19 protein-coding genes and 1 pseudogene are annotated in these 19,441 nt (G+C 68.6%); 7 read left to right on the forward strand and 13 right to left on the reverse strand.

What is annotated here, in order from left to right; translation table 11 throughout:
• Both QZ847_RS14590 and QZ847_RS14595 read left to right on the forward strand, forming a co-directional pair.
• Positions 1 to 299: pseudogene (locus tag QZ847_RS14590) on the forward strand (hypothetical protein); the annotation flags it as partial.
• Positions 296 to 784 (forward strand): hypothetical protein, encoded by a 489-nt coding sequence (locus QZ847_RS14595; protein ID WP_294357741.1) that lies wholly within the window; start codon positions 296 to 298, stop codon positions 782 to 784. The pseudogene QZ847_RS14590 and the gene QZ847_RS14595, both read left to right, overlap by 4 nt.
• 3 nt (positions 785 to 787) lie before the next feature.
• Here QZ847_RS14595 and QZ847_RS14600 read toward each other — a convergent pair whose 3' ends face one another.
• Positions 788 to 2,458: an acyl-CoA dehydrogenase gene (locus tag QZ847_RS14600; protein WP_294357745.1), complete on the reverse strand. Its 1,671-nt coding sequence runs from the start codon at positions 2,456 to 2,458 to the stop codon at positions 788 to 790.
• Positions 2,459 to 2,495: 37 nt separating this feature from the next.
• Between QZ847_RS14600 and QZ847_RS14605 the strand changes: the two genes are divergently transcribed.
• Positions 2,496 to 3,422, forward strand: a complete 927-nt coding sequence (locus QZ847_RS14605) for an L-threonylcarbamoyladenylate synthase (protein WP_294357749.1) — start codon at positions 2,496 to 2,498, stop codon at positions 3,420 to 3,422.
• Between the two features lie 93 nt (positions 3,423 to 3,515).
• Here the strand turns inward: QZ847_RS14605 and QZ847_RS14610 are convergent, their stop codons facing one another.
• Together QZ847_RS14610 and msrA are read right to left on the reverse strand one after the other, a co-directional pair.
• Positions 3,516 to 3,803 (reverse strand): hypothetical protein, encoded by a 288-nt coding sequence (locus tag QZ847_RS14610; RefSeq protein WP_294192493.1) that lies wholly within the window; start codon positions 3,801 to 3,803, stop codon positions 3,516 to 3,518.
• Positions 3,804 to 3,895: 92 nt separating this feature from the next.
• The gene (gene msrA, locus QZ847_RS14615; RefSeq protein WP_294357752.1) at positions 3,896 to 4,444 is read right to left on the reverse strand and encodes a peptide-methionine (S)-S-oxide reductase MsrA; all 549 of its coding nucleotides are present in this window, start codon (positions 4,442 to 4,444) and stop codon (positions 3,896 to 3,898) included.
• A gap of 76 nt (positions 4,445 to 4,520) precedes the next feature.
• On the opposite strand from msrA, the gene galE reads away from it, so the two are divergent.
• Both galE and QZ847_RS14625 read left to right on the forward strand, forming a co-directional pair.
• Complete coding sequence (gene galE / locus QZ847_RS14620; RefSeq protein WP_294357794.1) at positions 4,521 to 5,519, forward strand: UDP-glucose 4-epimerase GalE; 999 nt, start codon at positions 4,521 to 4,523, stop codon at positions 5,517 to 5,519.
• A 2-nt stretch (positions 5,520 to 5,521) separates the two neighbouring features.
• The gene (locus QZ847_RS14625; RefSeq protein WP_294357755.1) at positions 5,522 to 6,352 is read left to right on the forward strand and encodes a CoA ester lyase; all 831 of its coding nucleotides are present in this window, start codon (positions 5,522 to 5,524) and stop codon (positions 6,350 to 6,352) included.
• Here QZ847_RS14625 and QZ847_RS14630 read toward each other — a convergent pair.
• The 3 genes from QZ847_RS14630 to QZ847_RS14640 form a co-directional block, all read right to left on the reverse strand.
• Positions 6,349 to 7,050: a phosphatase PAP2 family protein gene (locus tag QZ847_RS14630; RefSeq protein WP_294357758.1), complete on the reverse strand. Its 702-nt coding sequence runs from the start codon at positions 7,048 to 7,050 to the stop codon at positions 6,349 to 6,351. The genes QZ847_RS14625 and QZ847_RS14630 overlap by 4 nt on opposite strands.
• Before the next feature lie 66 nt (positions 7,051 to 7,116).
• Positions 7,117 to 8,238, reverse strand: a complete 1,122-nt coding sequence (locus QZ847_RS14635) for an NADH:flavin oxidoreductase/NADH oxidase (protein ID WP_294357760.1) — start codon at positions 8,236 to 8,238, stop codon at positions 7,117 to 7,119.
• 88 nt (positions 8,239 to 8,326) lie between these two features.
• A complete protein-coding gene (locus QZ847_RS14640; RefSeq protein ID WP_294357762.1) occupies positions 8,327 to 8,701 on the reverse strand; it encodes a LysR family transcriptional regulator in 375 nt (124 codons plus the stop codon).
• Positions 8,702 to 8,719: 18 nt separating this feature from the next.
• Here QZ847_RS14640 and QZ847_RS14645 point away from each other — a divergent pair, with 18 nt between their 5' ends.
• Entirely contained in the window at positions 8,720 to 9,358 is a 639-nt protein-coding gene (locus QZ847_RS14645) for a DUF2585 family protein (protein ID WP_366930201.1), read from the forward strand.
• Between the two features lie 45 nt (positions 9,359 to 9,403).
• Positions 9,404 to 10,711: a DUF1295 domain-containing protein gene (locus QZ847_RS14650; protein WP_294357765.1), complete on the forward strand. Its 1,308-nt coding sequence runs from the start codon at positions 9,404 to 9,406 to the stop codon at positions 10,709 to 10,711.
• A 33-nt stretch (positions 10,712 to 10,744) separates the two neighbouring features.
• On the opposite strand, the gene QZ847_RS14655 is transcribed toward QZ847_RS14650, so the two are convergent.
• The 7 genes from QZ847_RS14655 to QZ847_RS14685 all read right to left on the reverse strand — a co-directional run.
• The gene (locus QZ847_RS14655) at positions 10,745 to 12,118 is read right to left on the reverse strand and encodes a glutamate--cysteine ligase (RefSeq protein ID WP_294357767.1); all 1,374 of its coding nucleotides are present in this window, start codon (positions 12,116 to 12,118) and stop codon (positions 10,745 to 10,747) included.
• Between the two features lie 147 nt (positions 12,119 to 12,265).
• Positions 12,266 to 13,396 carry an OmpA family protein gene (locus tag QZ847_RS14660; RefSeq protein WP_294357769.1) on the reverse strand — a complete coding sequence of 377 codons (1,131 nt, stop codon included), beginning with the start codon at positions 13,394 to 13,396 and terminating at the stop codon, positions 12,266 to 12,268.
• A 113-nt stretch (positions 13,397 to 13,509) separates the two neighbouring features.
• Positions 13,510 to 14,007: a DUF2793 domain-containing protein gene (locus tag QZ847_RS14665; protein WP_294357771.1), complete on the reverse strand. Its 498-nt coding sequence runs from the start codon at positions 14,005 to 14,007 to the stop codon at positions 13,510 to 13,512.
• Positions 14,004 to 16,148 carry a phage tail protein gene (locus QZ847_RS14670; RefSeq protein ID WP_294357783.1) on the reverse strand — a complete coding sequence of 715 codons (2,145 nt, stop codon included), beginning with the start codon at positions 16,146 to 16,148 and terminating at the stop codon, positions 14,004 to 14,006. Before QZ847_RS14670 ends, QZ847_RS14665 begins: the two co-directional genes overlap by 4 nt.
• A gap of 42 nt (positions 16,149 to 16,190) precedes the next feature.
• Positions 16,191 to 16,595, reverse strand: a complete 405-nt coding sequence (locus QZ847_RS14675) for a peptidoglycan endopeptidase (protein WP_294357785.1) — start codon at positions 16,593 to 16,595, stop codon at positions 16,191 to 16,193.
• Positions 16,592 to 17,395, reverse strand: coding sequence for a DUF2163 domain-containing protein (locus QZ847_RS14680; protein ID WP_294357788.1), 804 nt, complete (start codon positions 17,393 to 17,395; stop codon positions 16,592 to 16,594). Before QZ847_RS14680 ends, QZ847_RS14675 begins: the two co-directional genes overlap by 4 nt.
• The coding region (locus QZ847_RS14685; protein WP_294357791.1) for a DUF2460 domain-containing protein at positions 17,392 to 19,441 on the reverse strand (2,050 nt) is incomplete at its 5' end. The genes QZ847_RS14685 and QZ847_RS14680, both read right to left, overlap by 4 nt.

Here is a 19,441-nt window from a genome sequence, read left to right on the forward strand (position 1 = left end):
GCGCCTATCGGTCGTGGTCGCGCGGCGGGCAGGCCAGCGGGCAGAGCTATCAGCAATTCGTCCGTGGCTTCGCCAACACGCGCCATACCAGTGTCGTCGCGGGCGCGCCTAGCCGGCCCGAAGGTGCGGCGGGATCAAGCTACATCCGCGTGCCAGTCACCGTTCGCGCGACCTTGAAGAACGGCACCGCGCAACGCTTCACCGGCAGCTACACGCTGCGCCGAATCAACGATGTCGACGGCTCCACCGCTGAGCAGCGCCAGTGGCACATCGAAGACGCATCGCTGCGCCGGCAATGAAACACGCATTGTCGCTGCTATTGCTGGTCGCGCTCGCCGCCTGCAACCGTGCGCCCGAGCCGCAGCCCACGCCGACGCGCGTTGCCGCAACGCCGCTACCCTCGCCGACGCCGACCGCGAGCGCTAGGACGGCTAATCTGTCGCGCTACGTCGGCAAATACCCATTCGATCTGGTCGCAGGCACACGCTTCGTAGATGAATCCGCGGTGCGTACCGCGGTCGCGCGTGTTGTCCCCGACGCGGTCGTGCGCGACGCGGTGCTGAGCCGCGACGCCACTGCCAACCCGGTCGCGCAGTGGGACGGGCGCATCCTCTCCTGGGCATGCGAGGCGCATAATTGCGGGCCGCACAATTGGGCGATCGCGATCACCCCCGACGGACGCGACGCGGCCGTGTGCTATTACGACGCCGACGAGCACGTCTCGCGCTGGTATCCTGCGAGCTTCCGCGATCCGACGCCCGATGGCTGCCCATCGGGCGAGTAAGCGTCAGAATGCGTCGGCGCTGAGCGCGTAGAGCGGCGCTGCGGGTGCGTTCGCCGCCGCCTCCAGCCCCATCGCCTCTGGCACGATCTGGTCGAGGTAGAAGGCGACGCTCGCCTGCTTGACCGCATCGGCTCCCTCGGCACGCGCCTGCCGCTCGAGCAGCCAGCCACAGGTTGCGACCGACAGCATGGTCAGGAACGGATAGCTCGCCGCCTGGCGATCGTCGGCGTCCGCGGTCTGCAACCGCCGCCCGATGCCCTCGCACGCGTCGACCAGCGCGGTCAGCTGCGGGTGCTGCGCCTCCGCACGCATGTCCGCGATCAGGCTGGCGAAGGCGCCGCCGTTCGACAGCGACAGCTTACGCCCGACGAGATCGGCTGCCTGGATGCCGTTCGTCCCCTCATAGATCGGGGTGATGCGCGCATCGCGGAAGAACTGCGCCGCGCCGGTTTCCTCGACGAAGCCCATGCCGCCGTGGACCTGTACGCCGATGCTCGCGATCTCGTTGCCCAGATCGGTCGCGTGCGCCTTGGCGAGCGGGGTGGTGATCTCCAACCGGTCCTTTGCCGCCGCGTCACCCATACCGGCACGGTCGACCTGCCCACAGGCGTAGTAGACGAGCGCGCGGGCCGCCATCGTCTGCGCCTTCATCCGCATCAGCATGCGGCGCACGTCGGGGTGCTCGATGATCGCCGACTGCGCGCCCGCGCGCGCGCCCTGCACGCGCTCCTTGGCGTACTCGACCGCCTTCTGCGTCGCGGCTTCCGCCACCTGCACGCCCTGCAGCCCGACGTTCAGGCGCGCGTTGTTCATCATCGTGAACATCGCGCGCATGCCGCCGAACTCGGGGCCGATCAGCTCGCCGGTGCAATCGTCGTGGTCGCCGAACGACAGCACGCAGGTGGGCGAGGCGTGCAAACCCATCTTGTGCTCGATCGAGACGACCCGCACGTCGTTCATCGTGCCATCGGCGCGTACCTTGGGCACCAGGAACAGCGAGATACCGCGCGTGCCGGCGGGCGCATCGGGCGTCCGCGCGAGCACCAGGTGGACGATATTGTCCGCCATGTCGTGGTCGCCGAACGAAATGTAGATCTTGGTGCCTTTGATGCTGAACGTGCCGTCACCGCGCGGCACGGCGGTTGCGCGCAGCGCGCCCACGTCGCTGCCCGCCTGCGGCTCGGTCAGGTTCATCGTGCCGGTCCACTCGCCCGTCGCGAGCTTGGGCAGGTACAACGCCTGCTGCTCCGGCGTGCCGTGATGCTCGATCGCCTCGATCGCGCCGACCGTCAGCGTCGGGCACAGCGCGAAGCCCATGTTGGCGCTGCCGAGCGTCTCGAGCACCGCGGCCTGGACGACGAAGGGCAGCCCCTGCCCGCCGAATGCCTCCGACACGCCGATCGTGCCCCAGCCGCCCTCGACGTACGCCTGGTACGCCGCGCGGTAGCCGTCGGGCATGACGACGCCGTCGGGGGTCCACTTCGCCCCCACCGTGTCGCCGACGCGGTTGAGCGGCGCCCACTCGCCCGCTGCAAATTGCGCCGCGCCCTCCAGCACCGCGTCGATCACATCCGGGGTCGCGGCGGCAAAGCGTTCGGCGTCGGCGAGCTCAGCGATATTGGCGACGTTGTCGAGAACGAAGCGCTGCTCGGCGACGGGGGCGGTGAAGGCCATTTCTCTCTCCTGATCGCGCCCGCTATAGCGTCGCGGCATGGCGGCTCAACCACCCCTTATTTACCCGTTCGGCGACGCCGCGATCGCCGAGGGTGCCGCGATCATCGGTGCCGGTGGTATCGTCGCCGTCCCGACCGAGACGGTGTACGGGCTCGCCGCCGATGCGCGCAACGCGCAGGCGGTGGCTCAAATCTACGCCGCAAAGGGCCGGCCCAGCTTCAATCCGCTGATCGTCCACGTCACCGATCTCGCCGCGGCCGAGGCAATCGCGACGCTCAACGACGATGCCCGTATGCTCGCCGAGCGGTTCTGGCCGGGGCCGCTGACGTTGGTGCTGCCATTGCGTACCGAGGCAGGAGTTGCCGCGCTGGTCACCGCCGGGCTCGACACGATCGCGCTCCGCGTGCCCGCGCACCGCGCGATGCGGGCGCTGATCGCCGCCACGGGCGCGCCGCTCGCCGCGCCATCGGCGAACGCGAGCAACGGCATCAGCCCGACGCGCGCCGAACATGTCGCGAAGAGTTTGGGTGCGCGCGTGCCGCTGATCATTGACGACGGCGCGACGGAAGCGGGCCTGGAATCGACCATTGTCGCGGGGCGCACGATGCTGCGCCCGGGACCGGTCACGGCCGAGATGCTCGGCGAGATGCTCCCCATCGTGCCCGGCACGACCGCGCACGTCAGCGCGCCGGGGCAGCTCGCAACGCATTACGCGCCGTCCAAGCCGCTGCGGCTGAATGCCACCCGAGCAGAGGCGGACGAGTGGCTGATCGGCTTCGGCGCGGTCACCGGCGATGACACGCTGTCGTCGAACGGCAATTTGGTGGAAGCGGCAGCGCGGTTGTTCGACGCGCTGCACCGCGCCGATACGTCGCTCGCTGCGCGCATCGCGGTCGCACCCATTTCGGAAATGGGAGTCGGCGTCGCGATCAACGACCGATTGCGCCGCGCCGCGCACCGCTAACGGCGTGTGCGATGCTTGAGAACCTGCGTTGCCGCCCTCGCATTTTTCATGCGGCGACCCGGCGCAACGATCGAGCCGCCGGGTCGAGTAACGTCAGCGTACCGCCGGCGCCTGATTGTCGACGATTGCGGCCTTCTGCTCGGGGCTCATCGCGTGCGTATTGAGATCGGCGGCATCGATCGCGTCGGCGCGCTTTTCACCAGTCTTGCGAACCTGCTCGGCCTGATCCTTCAGATCATCGGCGCGCTGTTCGAGCTGGTCGGCACGATTGTCGGCCGCCTTCTTCACATTGTGCGCGAGCTTGTCGTCACCCGATCCCCCACAGGCGGCGAGCGGCGCGGCAAGAAGCAGAACGGCGGCGGCGAGGCGGAACGTGGACATGATCTCTTCCCTGTCAGAACTGCGACCGGTCATTCCGGCAGCGTACTAACCCAAATCAGTCCTCCGCGTTCCCTCGCCGCGCCTGCTGAAGCTCAGCCCTGCGCCTCCGCCATGCTCTTCGTCCGCGCGGCATAGCTCTTCCGCAGCTTCTGCAGCTTGGGCGGGATCACTGCCATGCAGTAGGGATTGCTGCGGCCTTCGGTCTCCCAATAGTCCTGATGATAGCCTTCCGCCGGGTACCAGGTGTCGTTCGCCTCGATCGTGGTGACGATCGGCTTCGACTGGTCGCCCTGCGCGCGCTCGATCGCTGCCTTGGCCTCCGCCGCCTGCTCCTCTGATTGCGGAAAGATTGCCGAGCGATACTGCGTGCCCACATCGTTGCCCTGGCGGTTCAGCTGCGTCGGGTCGTGCGTCGCGAAGAAGATGTCGAGCAGGTCGCCGTACGCGATTCTAGCCGGATCGAAGCCCACCTTGATCGCCTCGGCATGACCCGTTTCCCCGCCGCACACCTGCTTGTAGGTCGGATTGGGCGCGTGGCCACCGATATAGCCGCTCTCGACGCTTTCGACGCCGATCACGTCCTTGAACACGGCCTCGGTGCACCAGAAACAGCCGCCGGCGAGGATCGCATAGTCGGTCATGTAAGTCTCCTTTGAGAAGCATGTAGGAAGTCGCTAACGCGCTCGAAAGGGAGATGCGGTGATGCGCGACGGCAAGATGCCACTAGACGGCAAGGTCATGGTGACGGGCGGGGCAGGCTACATCGGCAGCCACGCGGTGCTGGCGCTGCTCGATGCCGGCTATGACGTGGTCGTGCTCGACAATCTCATCACTGGGTTTGACTGGGCGGTCGACGCCCGCGCGACGCTGGTCGAAATGGCGGTCGAGGACCCGCGGGTGGCGGACGTACTCGCCGAGCACCGCGTCCGCGCGATCATGCACTTCGCCGGATCGGTGGTGGTACCTGAATCGGTCAGCAATCCGCTCAAATATTACCGCAACAACACCGCGGCGACGCGCAGCCTGATCGAGAGCGCGGTGAAGGCGGGCGTGCCGCACTTCATCTTCTCGTCTACCGCCGCCACCTACGGCACGCCCGAGCGCGTGCCAGTGACCGAAACCGACCCGACGGTGCCGATCAATCCATACGGCATGTCGAAGCTGATGAGCGAGGCGATGCTGCGCGATGTCGCGGCCGCGCATCCGATCAATTACGCGGCGCTGCGCTACTTCAACGTCGCGGGCGCGGATGAGCAGGGGCGCAGCGGACAGTCGACCGTGGGTGCCACGCACCTGATCAAGATCGCGGTCGAGGCGGCGACCGGCAAGCGCGCCGCGGTCAGCGTGTTCGGCGAGGACTTCGACACCCGCGACGGCACCGGCGTGCGTGACTATATTCACGTCAGCGACCTGGCCGAGGCGCATGTCGCAGCACTCGGCTGGCTGATCGGGCACCCGGGCGAGAGCGTGACGCTCAACGCCGGCTACGGACGCGGCTTCTCGGTGCTGGAGGTGCTCGACGCGGTCGACCGCGTCACCAACATGCGCGTCGAACGCCGGATGGAGGGACGCCGCGCCGGTGACCCGGCCGAACTGGTCGCCAACAATGCCGCGATCCTTAAGACACTCGACTGGACGCCCGCGCGCGCCGACTTGGACGGCATAGTGCGTGACGCACTAGCATGGGAGCGCAAGCTCGCCGAGATGGGACGCTGAAGATGCGGCTTCGCTCACTGTTGTTCGTCCCCGGCGACCGGCCGGAGCGAATGGAGAAGGCACTTGCGCTCGGCGCCGACGCGCTGATCCTCGACCTTGAGGATGCCGTCGCGCCGGGCGCCAAGGCGGCGGCACGCAGCGCGGTGCGCGAGTTCGTCGATATGCGCAGCGCCGACGCGACGCTGTTCGTCCGCGTCAACCCGCTCGACAGCGACTTCATCGCCGACGACTTCGCAGCACTCGACGGCGCCGCGATGGCGGGTGTGGTGCTGCCCAAGGCGGAGGGCCGCGCCTCGGTCGCCGAGCTACGTCGGCGCCTGCCCGGCGACTATCTGGTGCTGCCGATCGCGACCGAGACGCCGCGCGCGGTGTTCACGCTCGGCGACTATGACAACGCCGGCCTGGCCGGGCTAACCTGGGGCGCGGAGGACCTGCCAGCGGCGATCGGCGCCGCGACCAGCCGCGAGGCGGACGGCGGCTATACCGACCCGTACAAGATGGTACGCGCACTGACGCTGTTCGGCGCGCACGCGGCCGGCGTGCCCGCAATCGAGACGGTCTATCCCGACTTCCGCGACTTGGATGGCCTCGACGCCTACGCCGCACGCGGGCGGCGCGACGGGTTCACCGGGATGATGGCGATCCATCCGGCGCAAGTGCCCGTCATCAATGCCGCCTTCTCGCCCAGCGACGCGGAGATCGCGCACGCGCGCGCAGTGGTCGACCTTTTCGCCGCCAACCCGGGTGCCGGCGCGCTGCAACTGGACGGCAAGATGGTCGATGCCCCGCACCTGAAGGCAGCGGAGCGGCTGCTGCGGCTCGCCGGCATTTAGTTGCCGAGCAGCGGCCGCGTCCGCCGCGCGATCTGCCACCAGCCGATCGCCCACAAGGTACCGTAACTCCACCCTGCCAGCACGTCCGAGGGCCAGTGGACGCCCAGGTAGACGCGACTGGTTCCGATCGCCCCGACCAGCAGGATCGCGAGCGTCAGCACCGTGTTGCGCGTCGCGCGACCGCGCGTCACCTGCGTCACCAGAGCCGCGAGCGTGAGGTAGACGAGCGCCGAATTGGCCGCATGCCCGCTTGGAAAACTGTCGCCGGATACTTCGATCAGCCGATCGGCGATCGGCGGACGCGGCCGCTGAAAGACGAGCTTCAGCAGATTACTGCTCGCCGTACCCGTGATCACCGCCGCCGCGACCATGACCGCGGTCAACGCCAGGCGACGCGCGATCAGGATCGCCACCGCGCCGACCGTGACGATCGCCAGCACCGTACCGCCGCCCAGCGCGGTTACGTCGATCATTGCCTTGCGCAGCCATCCCGGCCCGACCCCGCGAAGCGCATCGCTGATCGCGAGGTCGAACCCGAACGCGTGCCGACTGAGAACGAAGCCGATCAGCAGCAGCAACGCGATCGCCCCGGCGCACACACCGGCGGCGCGCAGCACGGAGGGGAGATGCCACCCTCGCGCCTCCTGTACGGGTTCGGCCGCGGTCAGCGCCGGGGCGATCGAGGTTCGGTCAGTCATCACGCATCTGTAGGGCGCATGCCGGCTCACGTAAGCCCCTGCGGCACCGTCACGCCCCTGCGTACCTCAATATGTGCGGTCGTCGGGTGCGTCGAACAGATCTTTGAACTGTCGCGGCTGCGAGCGGAGATATTGTTCGGGCGCGCGGACGCGGGCACCCAGACTTGCAGCGGCGTGCCACGGCCAGCGCGGATCGTACAGGATCGTGCGCGCGAGCGCGACCATGTCGGCGTCGCCGGTAGCAATGATCGCCTCGGCCTGCTCATAATCGGTGATGAGACCGACCGTGACGACAGGCATCGAGACCGCCTGCTTCACCGCGCGCGCGAGCGGGACCTGGTAGCTGGGGCCGACCGGAATGTCCTGACGCGGATCGAGCCCGCCGCTCGACACGTGGATCGCGGCGCACCCCCGCGCCTCCAGCGCCTTCGCAAAGGCGATCGTGCCGTCCACGTCCCAGCCGCCGTCGACCCAGTCGCTGCCCGACACGCGCACCGTGACGGGCTTCTCGGCCGGGAACGCCGCACGAACCGCGTCGAACACCTCAAGCGGATAGCGCATGCGGTTCTCAAGCGTGCCGCCGTACTCGTCGTCGCGCCGGTTGGAGAGCGGCGAGAGGAATTCGTGCAGCAGATAGCCGTGCGCGGCGTGGATCTGCACAGCGTCGAGCCCAAGCCGCGCCGAACGACGCGCCGCGTCGGCGAAGGCGTCGCGGATCTCGTCCATCCGCGCGCGGCTCAGCGCGATCGGCGGCGCTTCACCCTCACCGAATGCCAGCGCCGAGGGTGCCTCGGTCTGCCAGCCATTCGTGTCACCTGCCGCGATTTGCTTGCCGCCGTGCCACGGCAGCTCGGTCGACGCCTTACGCCCGGCATGCGCCAGCTGGATCGCGATCGGCATCTTCGAGTATCCGCGCACGCCGTCCAGCACGCGCTTCATCGCCGCCTCGGTCGCATCGTCCCACAGACCCACGTCGCCGTAGGTGATGCGCCCTTCCGGTACTACGGCGGTCGCCTCGATCGTCAGCACGCCCGCGCCCGACAACGCCAGATGCCCCAGATGAATTAGGTGCCAGTCGGTCATGCAGCCGTTTTCGGCCGAATATTGGCACATCGGCGCGATGACGATGCGGTTGGCGAGTGACAGGCCGCCCACGTTCAACGGTGCGAATAACTTGGGTCCGCTCATGCCTTGCGCTCTCATCAGTGAGCCGCCCAAACGCGCGGGTGTCGCATCGGATGCGTGCCGATGCAGCTACGACGCCGCACCATTCGCCTTACGGTCGCGCCGGCTGCGGTGTGTCGAGCAAGGTGCGAGTCAGCGCGCGATACGCGTCGCTGTCGGCGATCACCGCTGCCTCCGCTTCCAGCGTGCGATAAGCGGCGAGCACCGCCCGCCCGTCCGCGGTCAGCCGCGCGCCGCGGTTCTGCCCGCCCCCCGCCGACGCCTCGACCAGCCGCTCGCGAAAGCAGCGATTCATCTCGTCAACCAGCAACCAGGTGCGACGATAGCTCATGCCGAGCGCGCGCCCCGCGGCCGAGATCGACCCCTCGCGATCGATCGCCTCGAGCAGGTCGGCCTTACCCGGTCCCATCGCGAAACCATCACCGCAGACGAGCTGCAGCTTGAGCTTGAGCGCGCCCAGCCTCATCGGCGAAACTGTCGGCCTGTGCGTGCCATCACCGCGGCATATCGCGTCCGCGCGGCGCGCGCTACGTTCGCGCGCATGCATGTAGGGAGTGCGGGGCGCCGATCGACGCGGACGTGGCTGGCGACAGCGGGCGTTGTCGCGCTCACCGCGGCACTCCTGCTGGCGATGGGGCGCAGCGCGATCTGCACCTGCGGGCGCGTCGCGCTGTGGCACGGGCAGATCAATTCAGCCGAGAACAGCCAGCAACTGCTCGACCCCTACAGCGCGACGCACCTCGTCCACGGCCTGCTGTTCTACGCCGCCGGCTGGCTGCTGCTGCCCGTGTGGGATCGGCGCACGCGATTACTCGTCGCAGTCATCGTCGAATCGGCGTGGGAGGTGGCGGAGAACTCGCCCGCGGTGATCGACCGCTACCGCAGCGTGACCGCCGCGCTCGGTTATACCGGCGACAGCGTACTCAACTCGGTCGGCGACATCGGCTGCATGGTTGCCGGTTTCCTGCTCGCCCGTATGCTGCCGACGCGCGTCAGCATCGTGCTGGTGATCGCGATCGAGCTGCTGCTGCTCGCGACCATCCGCGACAATCTTACGCTCAACGCGGTTATGCTGGTCGCACCCGATCCGCACATTCTGGCGTGGCAGCAGGCGGGCGGCTGAGCAGACTTCACCCGGCGCTTACCAATCCGCGTCTATGTCTCGGGCATGTTCCACGACTCAGCCCTCGCCGGCGCGACCCGCACCGATCCCCGCCCCGTCAGCGCGGTCAGCCACGGCGTCGGCATCGCCGGGCTCGCCGGGCTGATCATTTGGATCGCGGTCGCACGGCACTTCGGCATGGACGGCACCTATGCCGCGCTGACCAACGTCGCCGCCTGTGCATTGCCGATGGTCATGTGGTCGCTGCTGGTCGACAAGGTCCATCGTCGCACCTCGACCGGCATCGACTGGTCGCGCGCGAAACCCTTGCGCGAGACGATCGACACCAGCCTGGTCAAGCTCGCCGGGCTGTGGATCACCTGGGCCGGCATCGCGCTCATCTACATGACCGGACGCTTCTACTGGGACGGCAATTACCGCTTCGCGATGTGGTGCATGGAAAGTGCAGCGCCGTGGCTGTTCGCCGCCTCGATCCCGTATGTGCTATGGCTCGACCGCTATCTGGTCGAACCGCGCGACGGCGCCTGGGCGCTCGGCGCTTGGGTCACCGGTACTGCACCCGCTGACCGCGAGGCGATCTACGCGCACCTGCGCGCCTGGGGCGTGAAGGCGTTCTTCCTCGCCTTCATGCTCGCGATCGTGCCGCCGGGGTTCGCCGATTTCGTTGACGCCGATGTCGCCAACCTGCTCGGCTCGCCGACCGCGCTCGCCAATTGGCTGATCAACTTCATGTTCGTGGTCGATGTCGCCTTCGCGACCGTCGGCTATCTGCTGACGATGCGTCCGCTCGACGCGCACATCCGCTCGGCCAATCCGTTCATGGCCGGCTGGACCGCCGCGCTGATCTGCTATCCGCCCTTCATCATGATGGATGACGGGCGTCCGTTCGATTACCGGCCGGGTACCGCCGACTGGACGCACTGGATGCAGGGTCACCCGACGATGCTAGCGCTGACCGGTGCGGTGCTGGTGGTGCTGACCGGCATCTACGCCTGGTCGACAGTTGCCTTCGGCCTGCGCTTCTCCAACCTAACCAACCGCGGCATCCTGACGCACGGCCCCTATGCACTCTCACGCCACCCGGCCTATTTGTCGAAAAACCTGTTCTGGTGGATTTCGACGATCCCGTTCCTCACTACTGGCAGCCTCGCCGACGCGGCACGTGCCACGATCCTGCTGGCGGCGGTCAGCGGTATCTATTACTGGCGTGCGAAGACGGAGGAGCGCCACCTGCTGCTCGATCCCGATTACCAGACCTATGATGCCTGGATGGCGCGACGCGGTGCGGTGCCGCGCATGCTGCGCTGGGCGCGGGGTAGCTCCCCCGCGCCAATAGAGCACGCGCCCGCCTGACCGCATCGCCGCTCGTGTGCGGCGCGGACAACGCTAGAAGCTCGCCTCGTCGTACACCTTCGACACGTCACCGTTCCATGCGCCGTGGTAGCGCTCCAGCAGCACCTCCGCGGGCACCTTGCCACTTCGCACGACCTCGCGCAGCGGATCGAGGAAGCCGGTCTCGTCGTCACCCGCCGCGTTAAACCGCGCGCGCGCCTTCAATCCCGCATGCGCGATGTCGAGCACGCGCCCTGCCACGTCGCGCAACTGACCGCCGCCCGCAATCGGCGCCGACAGTCCCTGCGCCGGCACGGCGTCGCGCAAGGCCTGCCGCTCCTCCAGCGTCCAATCCTTGACCAGATCCCACGCCGCATCCAGCGCGGCGTCGTCGTACAGCAATCCAACCCAAAAGGCGGGCAGCGCACAAATCCGGTTCCACGGCCCACCGTCAGCGCCGCGCATTTCCAGGAACGTCTTTAATCGCACTTCGGGGAAGGCGGTCGACAGGTGGTCGTTCCAGTCCTCGATCGTCGGCCGTTCACCCGGCAGCACCGACAACTCACCGCGCAGGAAGTCGCGGAAGCTCAGCCCCGCCGCGTCAATGTACTGCCCGTCGCGGTAGACGAAGTACATCGGCACATCGAGCATGTAGTCGGCGTAGCGCTCATAGCCGAACCCGTCCTCGAACACGAACGGCAGCATGCCGGTACGCGCCGGGTCGGTGTCCGACCAGATGTGGCTGCGATAGCTCAGGAAACCGTTGGGCCGCCCTTCCGTGAACGGTGAATTGGCGAACAGCGCGGTCGCCAGCGGTTGCAGCGCGAGCCCGACACGAAACTTCTTCGCCATGTCGGCTTCACTGGCATAATCCAAATTCACCTGGATCGTGCAGGTACGCAGCATCATGTCGAGCCCCATTGTGCCGACGCGTGGCATGTGGCGCAGCATGATCGCGTAGCGCCCTTTGGGCATGATCGGCAGCTCGGCGCGAGTCTTGTCGGGCCACATGCCAAGCCCGAGAAAGCCGATCCCCAGCTTCTCGCCCGCTACCTTCACCTGTTCCAGGTGGCGGCCCGTCTCGGCGCAGGTCTGGTGCAAATGCTCGAGCGGCGCGCCGGACAGCTCGAACTGTCCCGCCGGCTCCAGGCTGACCGATCCGTCGGCGCCGGTCAGCGCGATGACCTTGCCGTTTTCTTCGACCGGACGCCAGCCATGCTGCTCCAACTCACCCAGCAGCGCGCGAATGCCGGCGGGTTCGTCCCACGACGGCGCATGGTGATCGACGCGTGAGTAGACGAACTTTTCGTGCTCGGTGCCGATCCGCCAGCGATCGCGCGGCTTCTCGCCCGAGGCGAAATGCTGGATGAGCTGGTCGCGCGATTCAATAACCGCTGCGTTGCTGTCCGAAACGGTCTTCGTCGTCATGTTCGCGCGCTTACGCGCGGATGAACGACAGCGCTAGTGGGTGCGTGGTGGCGGTCGCGCAGTGACTAACCTGCCTCCGCCACAACGAAAAAAGGAGGCCGGCGTGCTGCCGACCTCCCTTCTTTTCGTACGTCAGTGACGATCGACTTACTGGCCCGAACCCGGACCGTAGGTGATCTCCACGCGACGGTTCTGCACTTCGCGCACACCGTCGGCGGTCTGGACGCGCAGGCGGGTCTCGCCGAACGCTTCCGTCGTCATCACGCCGTCCGGGATACCCTTCGACGCGAGGTAAGCCTTCACCGAATCCGCACGGCGCTGCGACAGGCCGACGTTGTACTGCGAGGAACCCGACGTATCGGTGTAACCCGCCAGCATGACCTGCGCGTTGCTGCAGTTCTGGTACTGGGTGACTGCGTTGTCGAGGATCGACGCTGCTTCCGGGGTGACGTCCGACTTGTCCCACTCGAAGAACACGATGAACGGACCCGGCGAGCAGACCACTTCCGGCGGAGGCGGCGGGGCCGGCTCGGGCGGGGGCGGCGGCGGCGGCGGCGGCGGCGGCGGCGGAGCAGCCGGCTCACCGAAGTTGTAGGTCACGCCGCCCAGGATGCTGTGCGAACGGAACCGGCCGTCATAGTTGCTGCCGCGCGCATCAACCAGGTTGACGCTGTCGGCGTTGAAGAAGCGATACTTCAGCGACACGTCGACGTTCTCGCTCAGCGGCGCGCGGATGCCCGCGAGAGCCTGCCATGCGAACACGGTGTCCGAATCGTCGACCAGACGGTAGCTGCGGGTCAGAGCATACTTACCCTTCACGCGCGCCACACCGGCACCACCGCCGACGAAGCCCTGCAGGCCGTCGTCCGGACCGAAGTCCAGCAAACCGTTGACCATGAAGCTGAGCGCCGAACTGCGGCCGCCTGCATAGTCGTAGCTGCCGGCCGGAACCGACTGACCGGTGTTCGGACCCACCGGAATGCGGTTGCCCTGCGAGCGGATCGAGTCAACAGTAGCCGCACGGTAGCCGACTTCGGTTTCCAGGCGGAACGCGCCGAAATCGTAACCGATAACGCCGTCAACGTCGTAACCGTAATTGTGATCGATGGTGGTCTGACCGGTCAGCTGCGTGTTCGCACCGCCGTTCACGTTGTAGTCGATGTCTTCGACGATCATCGCACCGCCCTCAACGCCCACATACCACGCCTTGTCGCGGGCCAGTGCGGGCGAGGCGAGCGCGGTCGAAGCGAGCGCCACAGTTATGGCAAGCTTCCGCATACTATTCCCCTTTCCTTGGTGTCACTACGGACAGCGCAAACCCACTATCCGAGCGTTGGTTTCCACACAAGCGATCAAAATAGCTGACTGTGGCAGGAACGACACACTTTGGATCAGGCGATCAGCCCGTGCGCGCGCATCGCGGCAAGCATCGCAGTGATCGTTCCGCGCGCCTCGGCATCGATCGTTGCCCCTCCCGCGGGGCTCGGTATGGCGGGCTGGCGTGCCCCGATCACCGGCACGCCGTCGACGATCACGCGGGTGGCGCGGATCACGCCGTCCTCCCATGCGCTGTTGAAGGCAACATGTCGCGCGCGCGCTCGGCACCACAGCGAAAGGCCAAAACTAGCGGCAATGAAGCGCCATCCGCCATCGGTCCAACCGGCGATCGCGCCTGCGTGGCCGACCCACTCCCCGCCCGGTTGCGCGCCCACGATCCAGCATTGCCCGGGCGTCGGATCGGCCGGCGGCACGTCGACGCCGATGTCCTCGACGACGCCCGCGACGACGATGTCGAGCCGCGCAAGTGCTTCATTGTGCGTCAGTTCCTTGCCGGCCTGGCCAATATGCAACAGTGGCAGGCCAAGTCGCGGCGTTTGATCCTCACTCATGATTGGTTCCCTTGTTCGATGACCGCGGCGCGCGACGACGCGACCGTTCCGACCTGCACCACGGCGACCCGCACGCCCCCGCCCGCGACCTCCGCCGCCGTGATCGTGATCGCCGGCTCGGCAAGCATTTCCACCCGCTCGCCAAGCTTGCTCGACACGATGACGCGGTAGCGTTCGCCTTCCTCGCCTACCGGCACCTCGACCTCGCCCCAGCGCCATCCGAGACGGCTGCGACGAACCCAGGTCACGCGTGCGCCGCCATCGGCGGCCGGGTTCCAGCGCAGGTGAACGGGAGCGAGCGGCGCGACCGACCGCCCGTCGAGAAACGTTTCGTGACCCGCCCTCGCCGCATCGCCGTCACCGACATCATCGCCGATTCCCGACGCGCTCACACGAATGCGGTCGCCGAGTCGCACCACACCCTCGCTCGCGACCAGCAGCGAGTCGCGCCCCAGCAGTACGAAGCGCGTGCCCGCGTCGTGCACATCAACCGCGCTGCCGTTCAGCCCGCGCGACAGCAGCGACAGTCGCCACCGGGCCGGCGCCACCTGCTCCGCGCGCGTGAACTGGATCACCTCGTCGCCGAGCAGCGCGAGGTTCGCGCCGCGGTCGCGCTGCGCATCGTCCGCGTGGCTCAGCGCCATGCCGTCGTGCAGCAGGTCCACGTCGATCAAGTTCGCGCGGTCGATCATCGTCGCACTCGCGTGACCGACCGGCGCCGCCACCGTCCCCATGATCGCGGGCGCCGCGGTCGCGCCGAGCATCTGCCACGTCGCGCCGTCGTCGCGACTGATCTCGATCGTCGCCTGCCGCCATCCCGGCCCGTCACCCGCCGCTGCGATCGCCAGCCGCGGCGTCGCCCACGCCTCCTCGCCGCTCGGATAAAGCTCGAACACCGCGATCACCGTGCGCCCGATCGCCACGTCGGGGCTGGCGTTCACCATCCCCGGCTCGGCTGTCCGCCCTTTTGGAGCGCGACCCAGCGGCGCGAGATCGAGCGTCACGCGCATGGCCTCGACACTGCTGCGCACCACGCGCCAGACCGCTGACTCGTCGCCGACACGAACCGCGTCGCCGGGCTCGATCGCGATCGCGCGTGCGTCCGACACGATCTGGCGCGTTTCGCGCATCCGCTCACGCGTGAGCAGCGTCGACAGTGCCAATCCCTTCGCCGCGTCCGCCGACAGCGCCGCCGCCAGCGGCACCTGTTCGACGCCGCCGCCTCCGCCGCGCACCGCGCGCTGCACGCCGATCTGGTAATCGCGCGCCGGATCGTAGTGCGACACCTCTACCCGCGCCGGCGTCGGTTCGAGCGGCACCCGTGTCCGCGCCAGCACGCGCGCATCCACGCTGATTGCATCAGCCACGCGGTTGGCTAGCGCGACGCCACCATCCCTGCACGAGAACCATCCGCCGCTCAGCTGCGCCAGCACCTCCGCCGCGCCCGCGATCGTATCCCCGCTCGCCGCGAAGCCGTGGATCGGCGTGTCCGGTCCGTCGCCGACCAGCGTGCCCTCGCCGATCGCCCGCGCCACGTCGCCAACGCGCACTGCGCCGTCGTGCGCGATTACCTCGAAGGTCAGCGACGGAATACGGTTGCCGAAATCCGCCAGCTGCAGCAGCTCGAACACCGCATAGGCGACGCCGCGATGCGCCGGCGCGACGCCGCCGCCGACTGCGCTCGCGATCAGCGGATCGGGCAACTGCTCCTCGTCGCCCGGATAGAGCCGAAAACCCGTCTTCGCCTTCCAGTCGCCCGCCGCACCACGCAACAGCTTGCCGTCGGCCCAGATCCGTCCGACGCCCGCGATTCGATGCGCCGACAGCGCGACCGCGAACGACGCGGCGTAGCTGTAGCGCGTCACGCTTCCCTGCCCCTTGCCGCCGCTCGTCAAGCCGCGCTGCTCGATCAGGTCGGTCGCCCAGATCACGCACCCCGCCACCCGCATCCGGCCGAAGATCTTCGGCACCTGCGTGCCATAGCTGGATGTCTGTACCTTCAGCTCGCTCAACCGCGGCCCGTCGCGCCCCTTGGGTGCGAGCAGCGCACGGTCGACGCGCTGTCCCAGCACCGCACCCAGCGCCGCCCCCACCGGTCCGCCGATCGCGCCGCCCACCGTCGTCAGCACCAACGTCGCCATGATGCCCCCTCTTCTTCGATTTCGCCCGATCAAGCCTTCCGCTCAGCCGTGCTCACTCACCCGCCATGCCGCGACGATCGGCCACTCGGGCACACCCGGCCGCTCCACCACGCGCCGCAGCCCCGCATCGGCGTGGACGATCCCGCCCACGGTGCGCACCGCCACGTGCACTTGCGTCGCCGCGACGCGCAACAGCAGCACGTCGCCCGGACGATCACCGGAGCAGCGCACCAGCCCGTCCGGCACGTCACCGGCTCGCCATCGCGCGGTCCTGAGCGGGTAATCGTCCCGCACGGCAACATCGACCCCGCCGTCCCGCAGCGCCGCTACCGCGACACCGACGCAGTCCAGGCCCAGCGCCGGATCGCGCCCATGCAGACGAAAACGCGCACCCACCAGCGTCCGCGCCGCCGCCGCGATGCGCTCACCCGCCTCCGCCACGCTCATGCGCCAGGATAGCGCGTCAGCAGGTCGATGCCCGGCAGATACGGCTCACCGCGGAAGTTCACCGCATTGCCGAACCGGCCCGCGCAGGTCGCCATGCGCTTGTCGCAGCCCTCGATCAGCTCGACTAGCACACCCGGCAGAATCGCGAACGGCGGCGCCGCGCGCAGCGTCACGCGCGCGCCATCCGAATCGAGCACTACGCTCTCCACACCGCAGTTCGCGCCGCCCAGCCAGCGCAGGCGCCCGTCGCCGTACGCTCCCGCGCTTGGCTCGACGGCGTCGAGCGTCAGCTCCGCGCCCGCACTCGCCACCACGCGCGCGAACCGCCGCCGTCCGGCCATCGCGACGCGGCAGCGCCGGTCGCCCAGCTCGGCGCGACATTCGGGCGAGGTCGCCTCGGTCACCGCGCGCTCCAGCCGCGCCGCCGCCCCGCGCAACTCGGCCGAGAACGCACCGTCGCGCACCTCGACCTCGCCGATCATCCCCTCGCCAAGCGCAATGGGCATTGCGTCCGCATCGCTCCAGTCGACCGCGCTCATCGCCACGCGCGCACCGTCCCAGCGCCCCGCATCCAGGTCGCGTGCCGAAATCGCCGCGGCGTTGAGCGCCCCGCGCGCCTCCATCGTGTCGGCATCGAGCCCCTCCGCCCGCACAACCGCCGACGGCACCATTCCCGGCGCGGCGCGATAGGTGACCCCGCCGCGTACTAGGTCGCGATCGTGGTCGGTCAACGCCAGCGTCACGCCGTCGCGCCGCTCGACCAGCCAGCACAAAGCCAGCGTGCTCAACCGGTCGCTCATGCCTCGCGCACCTCGATCAGCGGCACCGATGCCACCTCCCCCGCCAAATAGGTCGCACGCGACACGCTCAACCGGTCCTCGGCAAAGCGCACCGCCACGTCGAAGACGAACGACGCTGCCACGCGCGTGCCCGCCGCCGGCGCCTCATCGAGCGTCACCACGCCGCCTTCCCCGACCGAGAAGCCCAGCATCGCGCGCCCGTCCACCGTCACTGACACGCTGCCCGCCACCGGCCGCGTCACCCGCCGCTCGGCATCGCCGTAGCGCTTCACTAGCGCGAAGCTTCGCTGCAACCCGTCGCCGACACCGATCTGCACGTCCTCGCCCGCGTGATCGAACGGATCGCGCAGTCGGAACCCGCGCGCCGGTCCGCGCCGCGCGCGAAAGAAGTCGAGCAACGCCGCCACGTCCGCCTCGCTCCTGACGCCGGGTCCGACATCGTAGCGCGTCCGCGCCCCGTCCCAGCGCGCGCTGCGCATCTCGTATCCGCCCGCACCCTCGACCACGTCGGTCGCGAACGTCGGTGACACCTCCGCCTCGCGTCCCAGCGCCAGCGGGAACGCCACGTCGTCGAACGCCTGCATGTCGTCCTCCCCCTCGATTCGCCACACGATCAACCCGTCGCGCATCACCTGCGGCAGCGCCCACAGATACGCCGCGCGCACCCCTCCCCCGTGCGCCTCGTCTGCGGCGGCGACGATCGCCCGCCACTGCGCGCGCTCGTTGGGCCGCAGCACGAAGCCCGAAAAATACTCCTGCCGCGCGGGCGGATAGCCCAGCCGCGCCAGCGCCGCCGTGGCGCCCGCGGCGCTCGACGCGGTGTCGCCCACCGTCACCCAGTCGTAATCCTCCAGCTGAAGCACATCGAACGCCGGGCTCGCCCAGCCGAGCGGCATGTTCATCCGCCTCGCCTCGGGTGCCGCGCGGTCGAGCACGGTCGGCAGATAGGCGAGCAGATACGTCTCGCATGCCGGATGCGCCTCGTGCACCGCGTCGGTCAGCGCGGCGGTTGACGCCGCCAGCATCGCCCCCGCACGGTCGAGCGTCGCGCATTGCGCCGCGTCCAGCACGCCCCGTACGCTCGGCACCGCGACCGGCGCCAGTGCCGCGACCGCGTGCGGGTCGTACAGGCATGGCCGCCCGTCGGGCATCGTCCACCACCACGGCTCACCGACCTGAAATTTCGCCGCCAACCCCGCCGCCACGCCCAGGTCGACGAACGCACGCGCGACCGCGTGCAGATACGCCATCGCCGCGCTGCACGCGGGTGACAGCAAGGTCGAGGGCGGCTCCCATCCCGTCAGCGCAGGGCTGCCATCCGCCGCGCGCTGCTTCCACGTCTCCGGCGCGTGCGCGTCGAACAACTCGTAACTCAACGACCAGATCACGTCGTAACCGAGAACCTTCGCCTGCCGCGCGAAATCGGCATGCCACGCCGCGCAGGCGACATTCAGCGCACCGCCCTCCAGCGTCACCACGCCGCCGTCGAGCCGAAAATAATGGCTCATGCCCACGTAATGCGTGATCGCGCCGCGATAGCCGAGCTGCAACGCGTTCCTCAGCAGCCGCGCCGGCGTTAAATGGTAGCTGTCGTCGTAACCGCTGCACACGCGCAGCCCGTGTTCGGGCACCACCACGTCGCCGATCCCGATCACGCTGCCCGCGCCCTCGCACGCGATCGCCGTCAGCTCGACCCAGCTCTCGACCGGCACCGCCAGCGCACCCCCGCCTGCATCGTAGTCCGGCGCCACCAGCGACACGAACATGCGGTCGACATCGCCCGCCCACACCGGATCGCGCTCGCCCGGCAGCAGGAACCCGCCGTCCAGCCTCGCGAAGTCGATCGCCACCGCCGCGTCCTCGGGCGTACCGTGCGCATAGTTCCACAGCCGCACGTACCAGCTGCGCGGCGCTCCATTCGCGTCGCGCCCCTCGATCGTCAGCACCGGGCCGTTCACCGCATCGAGCGGCAGCACGCCCGACGATCGCCACCGGAACGACAGCCGGCAATCGCGATAGTCGCGCCGCGTCTCATACCCCAGCAGC

This window comes from uncultured Sphingomonas sp. (genome assembly GCF_913778135.1).
GTDB lineage: Bacteria > Pseudomonadota > Alphaproteobacteria > Sphingomonadales > Sphingomonadaceae > Sphingomonas.

Coding starts and splice junctions, on each gene's coding strand:
- QZ847_RS14625 (WP_294357755.1), top strand. CDS start 5,522: ATGCGGCTTCGCTCACTGTTGTTCGTCCCCGGCGACCGGCCGGAGCGA.
- QZ847_RS14655 (WP_294357767.1), bottom strand. CDS start 12,118: ATGACGACGAAGACCGTTTCGGACAGCAACGCAGCGGTTATTGAATCG.
- QZ847_RS14610 (WP_294192493.1), bottom strand. CDS start 3,803: ATGTCCACGTTCCGCCTCGCCGCCGCCGTTCTGCTTCTTGCCGCGCCG.
- msrA (WP_294357752.1), bottom strand. CDS start 4,444: ATGACCGACTATGCGATCCTCGCCGGCGGCTGTTTCTGGTGCACCGAG.
- QZ847_RS14670 (WP_294357783.1), bottom strand. CDS start 16,148: ATGGCGACGTTGGTGCTGACGACGGTGGGCGGCGCGATCGGCGGACCG.
- QZ847_RS14675 (WP_294357785.1), bottom strand. CDS start 16,595: ATGAGCGTGGCGGAGGCGGGTGAGCGCATCGCGGCGGCGGCGCGGACG.
- QZ847_RS14595 (WP_294357741.1), top strand. CDS start 296: ATGAAACACGCATTGTCGCTGCTATTGCTGGTCGCGCTCGCCGCCTGC.
- QZ847_RS14640 (WP_294357762.1), bottom strand. CDS start 8,701: ATGAGGCTGGGCGCGCTCAAGCTCAAGCTGCAGCTCGTCTGCGGTGAT.
- QZ847_RS14600 (WP_294357745.1), bottom strand. CDS start 2,458: ATGGCCTTCACCGCCCCCGTCGCCGAGCAGCGCTTCGTTCTCGACAAC.
- QZ847_RS14680 (WP_294357788.1), bottom strand. CDS start 17,395: ATGAGCGACCGGTTGAGCACGCTGGCTTTGTGCTGGCTGGTCGAGCGG.
- QZ847_RS14665 (WP_294357771.1), bottom strand. CDS start 14,007: ATGAGTGAGGATCAAACGCCGCGACTTGGCCTGCCACTGTTGCATATT.
- QZ847_RS14630 (WP_294357758.1), bottom strand. CDS start 7,050: ATGACTGACCGAACCTCGATCGCCCCGGCGCTGACCGCGGCCGAACCC.
- QZ847_RS14650 (WP_294357765.1), top strand. CDS start 9,404: ATGTTCCACGACTCAGCCCTCGCCGGCGCGACCCGCACCGATCCCCGC.
- QZ847_RS14635 (WP_294357760.1), bottom strand. CDS start 8,238: ATGAGCGGACCCAAGTTATTCGCACCGTTGAACGTGGGCGGCCTGTCA.
- QZ847_RS14660 (WP_294357769.1), bottom strand. CDS start 13,396: ATGCGGAAGCTTGCCATAACTGTGGCGCTCGCTTCGACCGCGCTCGCC.
- QZ847_RS14605 (WP_294357749.1), top strand. CDS start 2,496: ATGGCGGCTCAACCACCCCTTATTTACCCGTTCGGCGACGCCGCGATC.
- galE (WP_294357794.1), top strand. CDS start 4,521: ATGCCACTAGACGGCAAGGTCATGGTGACGGGCGGGGCAGGCTACATC.